This is a genomic window from Iamia sp. (assembly GCF_035575815.1).
In the GTDB taxonomy this organism is placed as follows: domain Bacteria; phylum Actinomycetota; class Acidimicrobiia; order Acidimicrobiales; family Iamiaceae; genus Iamia.
In genome coordinates, this window is sequence record NZ_DATLXO010000045.1 from 1 (window position 1) to 12,990 (window position 12,990).

Sequence of the window (12,990 nt, forward strand, 5' to 3'; positions counted from 1 at the left end):
TCGACGCATCCTCTTCCTGGTCGACCGGGGCAACCTCGGCCGCCAGACCCTCAAGGAGTTCCAGGGCTTCGAGGTGCCCGGCTCGGGCCGCAAGTTCACCGAGCTCTACAACGTCCAGCACCTCAGCCACAACCAGGTCGATCCTGTGGCGAGCGTGTGCATCGGCACCATCCAGCGGGTGTACTCGATGCTCCGAGGGGACGCGGATCTCGACGAGACGGTCGACGAGACCTCGGCCTACGAGCTGACCCCCGACCGCCCCGTCGAGGTCGACTACAGCGCAGCTCTCCCCATCGAGGCCTTCGACGTGGTCATCGTCGACGAGTGCCACCGCTCGATCTACGGCGTCTGGCGCCAGGTGCTTGAGTACTTCGACGCCTTCCTGATCGGCCTCACGGCGACGCCGGGCAAGCAGACCTTCGGCTTCTTCCACCAGAACCTGGTGATGGAGTACGGGTTCCCCCAGGCGGTGGCCGACGGGGTCAACGTCGACTTCGACGTGTTCCGCCTCTCGACGTCGATCGGGGAGTCCGGCTCCACGATCGAGGCCGGGTACTGGACCGAGTTCCGCGACCGCGAGACGCGTGACGTGCGCCTGCGGGAGGTGGACGAGGACCTCACCTACGAGGCGCGCGAGCTCGACCGGCGCGTCGTGTCGATGGACCAGATCCGCACCGTGGTGCGAGCGGTGCGGGACAACCTGCCGGCCATGTTCCCCGGCCGTGAGCTCGACGACCGGGGACGGCTGCGCCACATCCCGAAGACGTTGATCTTCGCCAAGGACGACTCCCACGCCGAGGACATCGTGCGCATCGCCCGTGAGGAGCTGGGCAAGGGCAACGACGTCATCGCCAAGATCACCTACAAGGCGTCCGACGGCAGGAAGCCCGAGGCGCTCCTCCAGGAGTTCCGCACCGGCTACAACCCGCGCATCGCCGTCACCGTCGACATGATCGCCACCGGCACCGACGTGAAGCCGTTGGAGATGGTCGTGTTCATGCGGATGGTGCGCTCGCGGACCTTCTTCGAGCAGATGAAGGGCCGCGGCGTGCGCACGATCCCCGACGACGACCTGCGCGACGTCACGCCTGATGCCGTCCACAAGGACCGGTTCGTCCTCGTCGATGCCGTGGGGGTGACCGAGACGAAGCTCATCGAGTCCACGCCGCTCGAGCGCAAGCGTGGCGTCGCCCTGGCCAAGCTCCTCCACCAGGTGTCGCTGGGCCACAGCAGCGAGGACCTGGTCTCGACCCTGGCCTCGCGTCTGGCCCGCATCGACAGTCGCATCGGGACCGTCGACCGGGAGCGGATCGAGGAGGCGGCCGGGCGCTCGCTGGCGTCCATCGAGCACGGCCTGATCGACGCCATCGATCCCGACCTACAGGAGGCCGAGGCCCGGCGGGCGGGCGGTGGGGCCGAGCCGGGCGAGGACGACGTCGCCCGGGCCAAGGCGACGCTCTTCGCCGAGGCGCTGCGCCCCCTCGCTGCCAACCCGGACCTGCGGGAGCAGCTGGTGGAGGTGCAGAGGAGCTTTGAGCAGGTGATCGACGAGCTGAGCGTCGACACGGTGACCCGTGCCGAGTTCGCCGTCGACGCCACGGCTCGCGCCAAGGACACCATCGAGTCGTTCAGGGCGTTTCTGGAGGAGCACCGCGACGAGATCACCGCGCTCCAGGTGCTCTACAGCCGGCCCTACGCCCAGCGCCTCAGCTATCGCGACGTCAAGGAGCTGGCCGAGGCCATCGGCCGTCCGCCGCACCGCTGGACGGCCGAACGCCTGTGGGAGGCGCACGAGACCCTCGACGCCGCGAAGGTGCGGGGCTCGGCCGGCACGGTGCTCACCAACGTCGTGTCGCTGGTGCGCTTCACCCTCGGCCTCGACGACGAGCTGACCCCCTTCCCCGAGCAGGTGGCCGAGCGCTTCGACGCCTGGCTCCTCCAGCAGCAGACCGCCGGCCGCGCCTTCACCGCCGAGCAGGTCCAGTGGCTGGGCCTCATCCGGGACCACCTGGCGTCGAGCCTGAGCATCGAGCCGAGAGAGCTCCTCGACCCACCGTTCTCCCAGCGCGGCGGACTGGGACGGGCGCGTGAGCTCTTCGGGGCTGACCTCGACGCGTTGTTGGCCGAGCTGACAGATGTGGTGGCCGCAGCATGAGCGACCTGCCGAAGGGCTGGGAGTGGGCGACGCTCGGAGAGATCGGGAGGTGGGGTAGCGGGGGTACTCCAAGGCGGACTGAGAGTCGGTACCACGGGGGTGATATCCCCTGGGCCCTGATCGGCGATCTCAGCGACGGGGTGGTCACGCAGGTCGCGGCAACGATCACGGAGGAAGGCCTCGCCGCCAGTAGCGCCAAGGTCGTCGAGGTGGGGACGGTACTCGTCGCCATGTACGGCTCGATCGGCAAGCTGGGGATTGCTGGGATCCCGATGGCAACAAATCAAGCTATCGCGTACGTCAAGCCAGACGATCGGTCTATTAGCCATCGCTATCTATTCCACTTCCTGCGGTCCCAGCGAGTCTTGCTCAACCGAGCAGGCAAAGGTGCGACGCAGCAGAACATCGGACAAGGTGTCCTCAAGGCATGGCCGCTCCCCTTGCCCCCACGGACGGAGCAGGATCGGATCGTCGCCGCCATCGAGGAGCACCTCTCCCGCCTCGACGCCGCCGATGCGTCGCTACTCGCATGTTCGCAGAGGATTCATGTGCTGAGGGGACGATGCCTGACAGAGGTCTTTGCGACGCCAGCGCCGGCGCTGCCTCTCGGCGATGTCGCGCTCGTTGGCAGCGGCGCCACGCCTAGTCGCACGCAGCAGCGCTACTGGGACAACGGGGACGTCCCGTGGGTTTCAAGCGGGGCTCTCAACCAGTCGAGTGTGGGTCAGCCGACGGCTTTCATTACCAAGGCGGCGCTCCACGAGACGAGCGTAAAGCTATGGCCGGCGGGCACGGTCCTTGTCGCCATGTACGGCGAGGGCAAGACCCGAGGACGAGCGGCCGAGCTCGGCCTCGAATCAACGTGCAATCAGGCTTGTGCCGCGATCAGGCCTGATCCCGAGCGTCTTCGCTCTCGTTACCTGAGGTGGTGGCTGAACTCTCGCTACGACGAGAACCGTCGCCTCGCCTCCGGAGGCGTGCAGCCGAACCTGAGCCTCGGCCTGGTCAAAGCCATGCGCGTACCGCTGCCCTCCCTCGATGAACAGGATCAGGTCATCGCCGAGCTCGAGGACCACACGACGCGGCTCGACCGCGTCCATGACGAGACTGTGGCTGCCAGCCGTCGCTCATCGGCTCTCCGCCGCTCGATCCTCGCTGCTGCGTTCTCCGGGAAGTTGGTGCCTCAGGATCCGGACGACGAGCCGGCGTCGGTGCTGCTGGAACGGATCCGGGCGGAGCGCACCCCCGGCGCCGAGCCCGAAGCGGCGGGCGCAGGCAGCGCGAGGATGACGTGATGCCGCCGCCGTTCGTCACCCGCGTGCGGGTCCAGAGCTACAAGAGCATCAAGGCGTGCGACGTCGAGCTGGGCGCGCTCTCGATCCTCGTGGGGCCGAACGGATCGGGCAAGAGCAACTTCCTCGACGCCCTACGGTTCACCGCCGACGCCCTGTCCACGACCCTCGACGGGGCCCTGCGCGAACGAGGCGGCATCAACGAGGTGCGGCGCCGCTCGGGTGGGCACCCGCACAACTTCGGGGTGCGGCTCGACCTCCGGCTGCCGGACGGGGTCACCGGGCACTACGCGTTCAAGGTCGGCTCGGTGAAGGGCGGGGGCTTCCGCGTCACCGACGAGGAGTGCGTCGTCCACACCATTGAATTCGGCCGGGGGGAGGCCAGCTTCCGGGTCCAGGGCGGCGACGTCGAGACGACGGTCGAGGAGCGTCTACCTGCCGTCGCCGAAGATCGGCTCTATCTCGTGAGCGCTAGCAACGTGGCGCCGTTCCGCTCGGTGTTCGACGCGCTCACCTCGATGGGCTTCTACAACCTGAGCCCGGCGGCGATCCGCCCGCTCCAGCAGCCCGATGCCGGCACCCTGTTGCGCCGTGACGGCAGCAACCTCGCCAGCGTCCTCGGCCACCTCGGCCAGCGCAGCCCGGCGACGCTCGACCGTGTGGTCGAGTACCTCCGCCGGGTCGCCCCTGGGGTGGAAGGTGTCGCCATGCGGTCGGTGGGGCCGATGGAGACCATCGAGTTCCGTCAGCAGGTGGCCGGCCAACGCGACCCGTGGGCCTTCGCGGCCTCCAACATGTCCGACGGCACGCTCCGGGGCTTGGGTGTGCTCGTCGCCCTGCTCCAGTCGAACGGCCGGCCACCGACCCTCATCGGCATCGAGGAGCCGGAGGTGGCGCTCCACCCTGCGGCCGTCGGGGTGTTGCTCGATGCCATCGGTGACGCGTCGCAGCACACGCAGGTCCTCATCACATCCCACAGCCCAGAGCTGCTCGACCGGGATGACCTCGACGGGTCGAGCCTGCTCTCCGTCGTGGCCGATCAGGGCGTGACGGTGATCGGTCAGGTCAGTCGAGTTGGCCGGGACGTCCTGCGCGACCGGTTGTTCACCGCCGGGGAGCTGCTCCGCCTCGACCAGCTCGAACCCGACGACGACGCCCGGCGCGCCAGTCAGGTCGACGCCGATCAGCTCAAGCTCTTCGGCCCGTGACCGAGCCTCTGGTGCTGGTGCCGATCGTCGAGGGTGAGGGCGAGAAGGCCGCCGTCCCGATCCTGCTGCGACGGATGGTGCCGGAGATCGAGCCGGGCCGAGCCGTCACCGTTTCGAAACCGATCCGGGTGGCTCGCGGGTCGCTTCTCAAGGAGGCGGAGCTCGAGCGCTACGTTGACCTCGCCGCTCGGACCCACGGTGGCGACGGCGCAGTGCTCGTCCTCATCGATGCCGACGACGATTGCGTCGCGAGGTTGGGCCCGGCGTTGCAGGCGCGGGCCGAGGCGGCGCGGCCCGACTCACCGGTGGCAGTGGTCATTGCCGTCAAGGAGTACGAGTGCTGGTTCCTCGCGGCTGCAGCCTCGATCAGGGGCAGTCGCGGCCTGCCGGAGGATCTGGCGCCGCCGGATGACGCCGAGGCGGTCCGCGACGCCAAGGGCTGGATCAAGCAGCACCGCACCGACGGGCTGTCCTATGGCCCGACGGTCGACCAGCCGGCCCTGACCGCGACGTTCGACATGCAGGCTGCCCGATCGGGCGCCCCGAGCTTCGACAAGCTCTGGCGTGAGGTCGCTCGCCTCCTCGGGGAGACCCGGGTGCTCGGCGACTGACAGCACGGTCTGGCTCGGTGCCTCGGCGACGGCCGCGACGCCAGGTCGACCGACGAAGGGCTTCAGCGCTGCGGGCTCACATCTCTCCCGATGGCCCGCCCATGCCTGGTGGCCAACGGCGTGGGCGGGCGGTGCGGAGGGTCAGTTCGCTTGGTCCGGTGCGCCGTCCGCATGACGGTCGACATCCACGCAGCATCCGAAGAAAAATGCCCGAATCAGGTGTGTGGCCTTGCACGTCTGGGTACGCAGCGAACGTATGTTCGATGTATCCGATACCTCCTCAGCTGAGCGACAGCGGGAGAACGCGGCCGGTGCCCTGCGCGACCTGGCGGGCATCGACCTCGACGCGCTCTCGGAAGCCGAGTTGGCTGCGCACCTGCCGACGCTGTACCAGCTCAAGGCCACCGTCGATGCCGCGATCGTCGACGCGGTGGGGGTGTTTGACGGGCGCAAGCAGTTCGCTTACGACGGGGCCTTCACCACCTCAGGGTGGATCGCGGCCCGCGCCGATGTGACCCGGGCGGGGGCATCAGCGGTGGTGAAGGTGGCCCGCCAGGCCCGCCACATGCCCGCCTCGGCCGCCGCCGCCCGCCACGGCAGGCTGGGGTTCGACAAGCTGCGCCTCCTCGCCGCGGCGCGCGGGGTTTCCGAGACGACCGCCGCCGCGTTCGACGACGACGAGGACCGCCTCCTCAACGAGGTGTCGCGCCGCGACGTCGAGACCGGAGCCCGGCTCATGCGGGCCTGGGCCGCGGCCGCCGACCCGGACGCCGACGAGGCGTCACACGACGAGCGCGAGGCCAAGCGCAAGGTCAACCTGTCGACCTCCCTCGACGGTATGGGCTTCCTCGACGGGCTCCTCACCGGTGAGGCCAACGCAGTAGTGACCTCCGAGCTCGAGACGATCATCGACGACCTGCACCGCAACGGCCTGTCGACCGGCGCCGATGGCAACCGTCTCACCGCCGCCCAGATGCGCCACGACGCCCTCGTCGAGATGGCCCGCCGGGCGTCAGCGTCCTCCACCATCGTCGACGTCCGCCGCGAAGCCCAGCACCGGGCCCGCGGGGCTGCTGCCGACCAGCACGACCCGGCCCCGCCCACCGAGACCGGAGATCACGCCGCCAAACACGGTCCCGCCGAGCCGATGGGCGCCACCGGTGCGGCGGCCCACGCGCCCGGCGGCCAGGCCGCCGAGCCGACAGGTGCCACCGAGTGCACGGGTGCCACCGGTGGGGCGAACGACGCGCCCGGCGGCCAAGCCCCGGGGAGCCACGCCGCCGGGGCTCACAGCACAGAGTCGAACGGCGCCAAGGGCACCAGCGGCGACGGCAATGGGTCCCCGACCGACTGCGAGCCCGACGAGCCCGACGCTGATCACGAAGCCGCCGGACCCGACGCAGGTTCCAGCTCACACCGGTTCGACCGCGACGGCCTCGACGACCTCAGCGACCTCTACGGCCTCTACGACCTCGACGACGACCCGCTCGATCCCCTCGACCGCGACACCAACGGGGGCTGCACGCATGACACGGCGGCACGAGGGTTGCGGTTGCCGCCCGGCATGGGACCACCGAGCCGGGCCGCACCGGCCGACAAGGTCGCCGGCGGGCTCGGACGACCCCTGTTCAACGTCCTCGTCGACCTCGACACCCTCGAAGCCCGACAACCACCAGACCTCCTCGGCCGAGTCGCCGAGATCGTCGGCACCGGCCCCATCCCCGATGCGTCGATCCAACGCCTGCTCTGCGACGCCGGCGTGTCACGCATCGTCACCCGCGGCCGATCGCTCGCCCTCGACGTCGGCGCCGTCAGCCGCACCGCCACCCCCGCCCAGTGGCGAGCCCTCATCGCCCACACCGGCGGCTGCGAGTTCCCCGGCTGCAGCGCACCCTGGGAGTGGTGCGAGGCGCACCACCTCACCCACTGGAGCGCCGAGCACCGCACCGCCCTCGACGGCCTGGCGCTGGGCTGCAACGGCCACCACCACCTGCTCCACAAGTCCGGCTGGACCATGACCCGCCGACCCGACCTCACCATCGACGTCACCCGACCCGACGGCACCCACCTCACCGGCACCGGTCCCGGCGCCGCAACCCGCCACGCCGTCGCCGCCTGACGGGCAGGGCGACCGTCCGGCCCCCTCCGACCCGATCACCGGGTGCCAGGATGGCCGGCGTGAGCGACAGCAAGGTCATCGTCGACAAGCTGTGGAGCTACTGCCACATCCTGCGTGACGACGGGCTCTCCTACGGCGACTACCTGGAGCAGCTCACCTACCTGCTGTTCCTCAAGATGGCCGAGGAGCAGCGCCAGCTCGGCCTCGACCGCATCGTGCCCGAGGGCGACGACTGGCCGTCTCTGCTCGAGCTCAAGGGCGAGGCGCTCGAAGCGCACTACATCACCATCCTCAACACCCTCGGCCGCAACGGCGACATGCTGGGCGTCGTCTTCCGCAAGGCGCAGAACCGCATCCAGGACCCGGCCAAGCTCGAGCGCCTCATCAAGGACCTCATCGGCGGCGAGCAGTGGATGACCCTCGACGCGGATGTGAAGGGCGACGCCTACGAGGGACTGCTGGAGCGCAACGCGGCCGACACAAAGTCCGGCGCCGGCCAGTACTTCACGCCCCGGGCCCTGATCTCCGCCCTCGTCGACGTGATGCAACCCGGCCCCGACATGCGCATCGCGGATCCGGCCTGCGGTACCGGCGGCTTCTTCCTCTCCGCCTACGACCACATCCTGCGCCACCACCCGAACCTCGACCCCGACCAGAAGCGCCACCTGCGCTCCGGGCTCTTCACCGGCTGGGAGATCGTCGACAACACCGCCCGGCTGTGCGCCATGAACCTGCTGCTGCACGGCATCGAAAGCCCCGACTCCGACAGCCCCGTGCACGTCGACGACGCGCTGCGGGCCGATCCCGGCCAGCGGTTCGACATGGTCCTCACCAACCCGCCGTTCGGGAAGAAGTCCTCGGTCTCCATCGTCAACGCCGAGGGCAAGGGCAAGGGCGAGAAGCAGAGCCTGACGGTGGTCCGCGACGACTTCTGGGCCTCGACCTCGAACAAGCAGCTCAACTTCGTGCAGCACGTCCGCACGCTGCTCAAGGTCGAGGGCACTGCGGCGGTGGTCGTACCCGACAACGTGCTCTTCGAGGGCGGTGCCGGTGAGGCGATCCGGCGACGGTTGCTCCACGAGTGCGACGTCCACACCCTTCTCCGGCTGCCGACGGGCATCTTCTACGCCCAGGGCGTGAAGGCGAACGTCCTGTTCTTCACCCGTAAGCCCGGATCCGACACGCCGTGGACGAAGGCCCTCTGGATCTACGACCTGCGCACGAACAAGCACTTCACCCTCAAGACCAAGTCGCTGGCGCGGGGCGACCTCGACGACTTCGTCGCCTGCTACCGGCCCGGCGCCCGGCGGGAGCGGACCGAGAGCGATCGCTTCCACCGCTTCACCTACGACGAGATCGCGGCGAGGGACAAGGCCAGCCTCGACATCTTCTGGTTGCGGGACGAGAGCCTGGAGGACACCGACGACCTCCCCGCCCCCGGCGTGATCGCGGCGGAGATCGTCGAGGACCTCCAGGCCGCCCTGACCGAGTTCACCGAGCTCGCCGAGTCCCTCCAAGGCATCGGTGTTGAGGTCCCCGCAGGTGATGGATGCGGTTGATCGACTCCGTCGCCCGCTCGTGACGAGCATCGGGCTTTCAACCTGCTGGTTCAGGGTTCGAGTCCCTGGTGGCCCACCTCATCAGCGCTCGGTCGACGCCGACGGCGGAGTCGCCGGGTCAACGCCCGCGCAGGGGGGCCTCGGCCGTCGCCGCTGAGCAGGCCACGCACGTCCGGGTCGTCGGCCGGGCTCGGAGCCGCTCGAGGAGGATCTGGCGACCGCAGCGCTCGCAGTCCCCGTAGGACCCCGCATCAAGCCGGTCGAGCGCCTCCTCGAGGTCTGCCAGGTCGCGCTCGGCCTGACCGAGCAGCGACGAGACGAGCGCCCGCTCGAACGCGACCGTGGTCCCGTCCGGGTCGTGCTCGTCATCCAGGGCCACCCCGGTGGACGCCTCGACGATGTCGTCGAAGTCGACCTTCAGGTGCGCAGCCCGGGCCTCGATCGCCCGGCGCTCGGCGGCGAGCATGCGGCGCAGCGCGTCGGGCGGGGCCGTACCAGCCTCGTCGCCGGATCTCTTGCGCGCCACGGGATCCACGGTACCCAACCCCGACCTACTCCGACGGCGTCAAGGCGTGCGGCCCGCTGCTCTGGGCGCTCCACCCACCTCCCGGTCGCGTCGGGGCGGCGGCGGCGACGACGGCGCCGACGTAGCCGAACTCGGCGTCCAGGTCCCGCACCCTCCACGCTCCGGCGGCACCCGGGACCGCGACCGCATCGGTGCGGACATCGAGCGGGTCGAACGGCAGTCGCAGGCCGGCACCGAGCGCCTTGGCCACCGCCTCCTTCCGCACCCAGCACCGCCCGAAGGCCTCCCCTCGGTCGGCGGCGCCTCGGCTCAGCGCCCGGCGCTCGCCGACGGTGCACGTGCGGACGACGACGGCGTCGTCGGGAACGTCCGGGCCCTCCACCTCCACGTCGATGCCCACCGGGTCGGACTGGGTTACTGGACCGACCGGGTCTGACCCGCGCCACCTACGAGTGGCTCACCGACGGTCGTCGCAGCGGCAGCACCACCGCCCGACCAGGCGGTAGAGCCGGCTGGCGTCGCTCCACCCCCACGCCGACGCCGCAGCCGTCCACTCCGGGGTGTGGTCGGCCATGGCACGGGTGATGCTGGACCGTCGCGCCGAGGTGGGCGTCGCCGTCGACGCCGAGACCGGCGACGAGCTCGATCGCCTCCACCGGCTCCTTGGCGATGGTGTGCCCGGCGCTCAGGTTCACCGACGCCTCACCGGCACGCGATCGGTGCCCGCCGAAGTGTCCATGGGCCCATGATGGCGGCGCGCCCGAGAACGTGTCGCCTCCGTTGCGCGACCCGCGCCGACCCGTGCGCCGAACCGGTGAGCGTTCACACACCAACCGGGGTGCGTCTGCTCACCGGTGCGCGGGGCGATCGGGAGGATGACCGCCCGCGGAGGCGGCGCGCGGCGACTCGACGGGGCCACGCCGACGCGTCGGTAGCCTCCGGACATGGAAACCCTGCGCACTCCCGAGCATGCCTTCGACGAGGTCCCCGGGTTCGACTGGCCCCACCAGCGGGTGCCCGTGCCCGACGACGACGGGAACGAGCTGGAGGTGGCCGTGGTGCGGGCCGGACCCGCTGACGCGCCGGTGGTGGTGTGCCTCCACGGCGAGCCCTCCTGGTCGTTCCTCTACCGCCACGTCATCGACGCCCTCGTGGCGGCAGGGTTGCAGGTGGTGGCCCCAGACCTGGTGGGCTTCGGGCGCAGCGACAAGCCGAGGGAACGGACCGACCACACCTACGAGCGCCACGTCGGCTGGCTACGGGGTGCGCTGTTCGACCAGCTCGACCTGCGCGACGTGACCCTGCTCGGCCAGGACTGGGGCGGTCTGCTCGGCCTCCGCCTGGTGGCCGAGCACCCCGATCGCTTCGCCCGGGTCGTGGCGGCCAACACCTTCCTGCCCACCGGCGACAGCCCGCCGGGCGATGCCTTCCTGGCCTGGCAGCGGTTCTCCCAGGAGGTGCCCGAGCTGCCGATCGGGGCGATCGTCGACGGAGGTTCGGCCACCGACCTGATCCCGGAGGTCATCGCCGCCTACGACGCCCCCTTCCCCGACGAGTCCTACAAGGAGGGTCCCCGCCAGATGCCGATGCTGGTGCCGACCAGTCCCGATGACCCCGCCTCAGCCGCCAACCGGGCCGCGTGGGAGGTCCTGCGGCGCTTCGACCGGCCGTTCGTGTGCGCGTTCAGCGACGGTGACCCCATCACGGCCGGGGCGGACCGGATCCTGCAGCACGAGATCCCCGGGGCGGCTGGGCAACCCCACGTCACCCTCACGGGCGGTGGCCACTTCCTGCAGGAGGACTGTAGCGCCGACCTCGCCGGGGTCGTCGCCGCCCTGGTGCACCACGAGCGGGCCTGAGCGCCCGGCCGGCTCACTCGACGAGTGGCAGGGACGCAGGCCCGAAGACGAAGAGGTCGTCGAGGATCGGCTCGGGATCCGCTGACCATTCCAGCGCCCCAACTTGGTCGCGCGAGCGGCGTCCGAGTCGGAAGCGGAGGACCTCGAACGCGCTGGTGCGAACCGTGTAGGCCGGTCCGGCCATCGGCGGCGACGCCACCCGTGCGCCTCCGAGCTCGAAGGTCACCGTGGCCGCCACGTCGAGGGAGTCGGTGAGGCGGCGGGCCCCGAGGAGGACCACCTCGTCGTCGCGAGCCCCGGGCCGACCCACCGCGGCGCGGATGTCGTGCTCGTGGGAGACCACGTCGAGCACTGCGGGAACGATCTGGCGGTCGGTGACCACCGCCTCGAAGGGGGGAGCCAACTCGGCCCACCGACCCAGCAGCTCGCCCGGCGCGTCGTCGCGGTGGCGGGCCACCTCCTCGGCGGTCAGCACCTCGTCGGGGGGCCCGGCGAGCCGCCCGGCCAGCCCGTCCTCGATGACGCCGACGAGGTGGGCGACCACGTCGTGGACGTCCCACCCGGGGCACGCTGCGACCGGGGCACCCCATTCGGCCTCGTCACCCGCGGCCAACAGGGCGGTGAGCCGCTCACGGCTGCTGCGGTAGTGATCGCCCAGGTCCGTCACCGGGCCTGCCTATCGCTGCGGCCGGGCCGTGTCCAGGCGCGGAGCGCCACGGTCACCAGCAGTCGGCCACGGCGCCGAGCGCACGGCACATCTCGGTCCGGCGGGTTGTGGCCAGCGGCCCGGCGCGCTCGACGAGTGATGCCCGGAGGATCGGCTGCAGGTTGTCGAAGCAGGCAACGGACTCACCGGGCAGTCCCTCGTCGCTGTTGCGTCAAGCGCCCGAGGCTACAAACGCGACCTGCGCACCGGCGCACCGTGGCCCCGTCGGCTCAGTGCTCGTCCCAGTGGTCGTCGTGGGCGGCGTGGCGGTGGCCGTCGTGGAGGTAGTCGACGTGGTCGCCGTGGGGGACCGCCTCGTGGCCGCAGCCGTCGCCGTGAGCGTGGTCGTGGTCGGCGTCGTGGACGACGTGGGCCTCGGGGGTGCACTCGTCCCAGTGGCCGTCGTGCTCGCGGTGAGCGTGGCCGTCGTGGAGGTAGTCGACGTGTTCGCCGTGGGTCACCGCGACGTGGCCGCAGCCGTCGCCGTGGGTGTGGTCGTGGGTGTCGTGGAACTGGTGGTCGGTACTGGTCATGGTTGCTCCTTCTCGGTGGCGTGGGCGACGGCGTCACCCACGATGTGAGCTACGTGCTGGTCGGTCAGCACGTAGGCGACCTCCCGACCTCGCCGTCGCCCGCTCACCAGCCGCTCGTCGCGCAGCACCCGGAGGTGCTGGGAGACGAGAGGTTGGGGGACGCCGAGGGCTTCGACCAGCTCGTGGACGCACCGCTCCCCGTGGCCGAGCTCGACCACGATCGCCACCCGGTGAGGGTTGGCGAGGGCCCGCAGAAGCTCGGCCGCGGCCCCGTGCGCCGCGTGGTCCGCGACAACGGTGGTCGGGGAGGTGTCACTCACATTCCAACCCTCGCATATGCGGCTTATCGCATGCAAGGCCCAGTCCGTCGGCAAGCGGGTCGGCGTCGGCGGCGGGCGCGGGGGTAGTGGTCCGACCCGACC

General features: G+C 70.6%; 12 protein-coding genes. 7 read left to right on the forward strand and 5 right to left on the reverse strand.

From position 1 onward, the window contains the following. From VNL12_RS04300 to VNL12_RS04325, 6 genes are all read left to right on the forward strand, one after another. Positions 1-2,155, forward strand: a 2,155-nt coding sequence (locus tag VNL12_RS04300; protein ID WP_325591832.1) for a type I restriction-modification enzyme R subunit C-terminal domain-containing protein, incomplete at its 5' end; no start/stop codon positions are given. Next, positions 2,152-3,450 carry a restriction endonuclease subunit S gene (locus VNL12_RS04305; RefSeq protein WP_325591836.1) on the forward strand — a complete coding sequence of 433 codons (1,299 nt, stop codon included), beginning with the start codon at positions 2,152-2,154 and terminating at the stop codon, positions 3,448-3,450. The genes VNL12_RS04300 and VNL12_RS04305, both read left to right, overlap by 4 nt. Beyond that, complete coding sequence (locus tag VNL12_RS04310; RefSeq protein WP_325591840.1) at positions 3,450-4,655, forward strand: AAA family ATPase; 1,206 nt, start codon at positions 3,450-3,452, stop codon at positions 4,653-4,655. The genes VNL12_RS04305 and VNL12_RS04310 overlap by 1 nt, the downstream gene beginning before the upstream one ends. After that, positions 4,652-5,266 (forward strand): DUF4276 family protein, encoded by a 615-nt coding sequence (locus VNL12_RS04315; protein ID WP_325591841.1) that lies wholly within the window; start codon positions 4,652-4,654, stop codon positions 5,264-5,266. Before VNL12_RS04310 ends, VNL12_RS04315 begins: the two co-directional genes overlap by 4 nt. Positions 5,267-5,522: 256 nt before the next feature. Then, positions 5,523-7,385 carry an HNH endonuclease signature motif containing protein gene (locus VNL12_RS04320; protein ID WP_325591843.1) on the forward strand — a complete coding sequence of 621 codons (1,863 nt, stop codon included), beginning with the start codon at positions 5,523-5,525 and terminating at the stop codon, positions 7,383-7,385. Positions 7,386-7,435: 50 nt separating this feature from the next. Continuing rightward, positions 7,436-8,944, forward strand: a complete 1,509-nt coding sequence (locus tag VNL12_RS04325) for a class I SAM-dependent DNA methyltransferase (RefSeq protein WP_349257798.1) — start codon at positions 7,436-7,438, stop codon at positions 8,942-8,944. A gap of 118 nt (positions 8,945-9,062) precedes the next feature. Here the strand turns inward: VNL12_RS04325 and VNL12_RS04330 are convergent, their stop codons facing one another. Continuing rightward, a complete protein-coding gene (locus VNL12_RS04330; protein ID WP_325591847.1) occupies positions 9,063-9,470 on the reverse strand; it encodes a TraR/DksA family transcriptional regulator in 408 nt (135 codons plus the stop codon). A gap of 25 nt (positions 9,471-9,495) precedes the next feature. Continuing rightward, entirely contained in the window at positions 9,496-9,870 is a 375-nt protein-coding gene (locus VNL12_RS04335) for a 4'-phosphopantetheinyl transferase superfamily protein (protein ID WP_325591849.1), read from the reverse strand. A gap of 544 nt (positions 9,871-10,414) precedes the next feature. Between VNL12_RS04335 and VNL12_RS04340 the strand changes: the two genes are divergently transcribed. Further along, on the forward strand, positions 10,415-11,329 hold the full coding sequence (locus tag VNL12_RS04340; protein ID WP_325591851.1) for a haloalkane dehalogenase: 915 nt from the start codon (positions 10,415-10,417) through the stop codon (positions 11,327-11,329). A 13-nt stretch (positions 11,330-11,342) separates the two neighbouring features. Here VNL12_RS04340 and VNL12_RS04345 read toward each other — a convergent pair whose 3' ends face one another. The 3 genes from VNL12_RS04345 to VNL12_RS04355 all read right to left on the reverse strand — a co-directional run bounded on the left by VNL12_RS04345 (position 11,343) and on the right by VNL12_RS04355 (position 12,888). Further along, entirely contained in the window at positions 11,343-11,996 is a 654-nt protein-coding gene (locus tag VNL12_RS04345; RefSeq protein ID WP_325591853.1) for a maleylpyruvate isomerase family mycothiol-dependent enzyme, read from the reverse strand. Between the two features lie 269 nt (positions 11,997-12,265). After that, a complete protein-coding gene (locus VNL12_RS04350; protein ID WP_325591856.1) occupies positions 12,266-12,568 on the reverse strand; it encodes a hypothetical protein in 303 nt (100 codons plus the stop codon). Further along, positions 12,565-12,888: a metalloregulator ArsR/SmtB family transcription factor gene (locus tag VNL12_RS04355; protein WP_325591858.1), complete on the reverse strand. Its 324-nt coding sequence runs from the start codon at positions 12,886-12,888 to the stop codon at positions 12,565-12,567. Before VNL12_RS04355 ends, VNL12_RS04350 begins: the two co-directional genes overlap by 4 nt. Positions 12,889-12,990 lie beyond the last annotated feature (102 nt).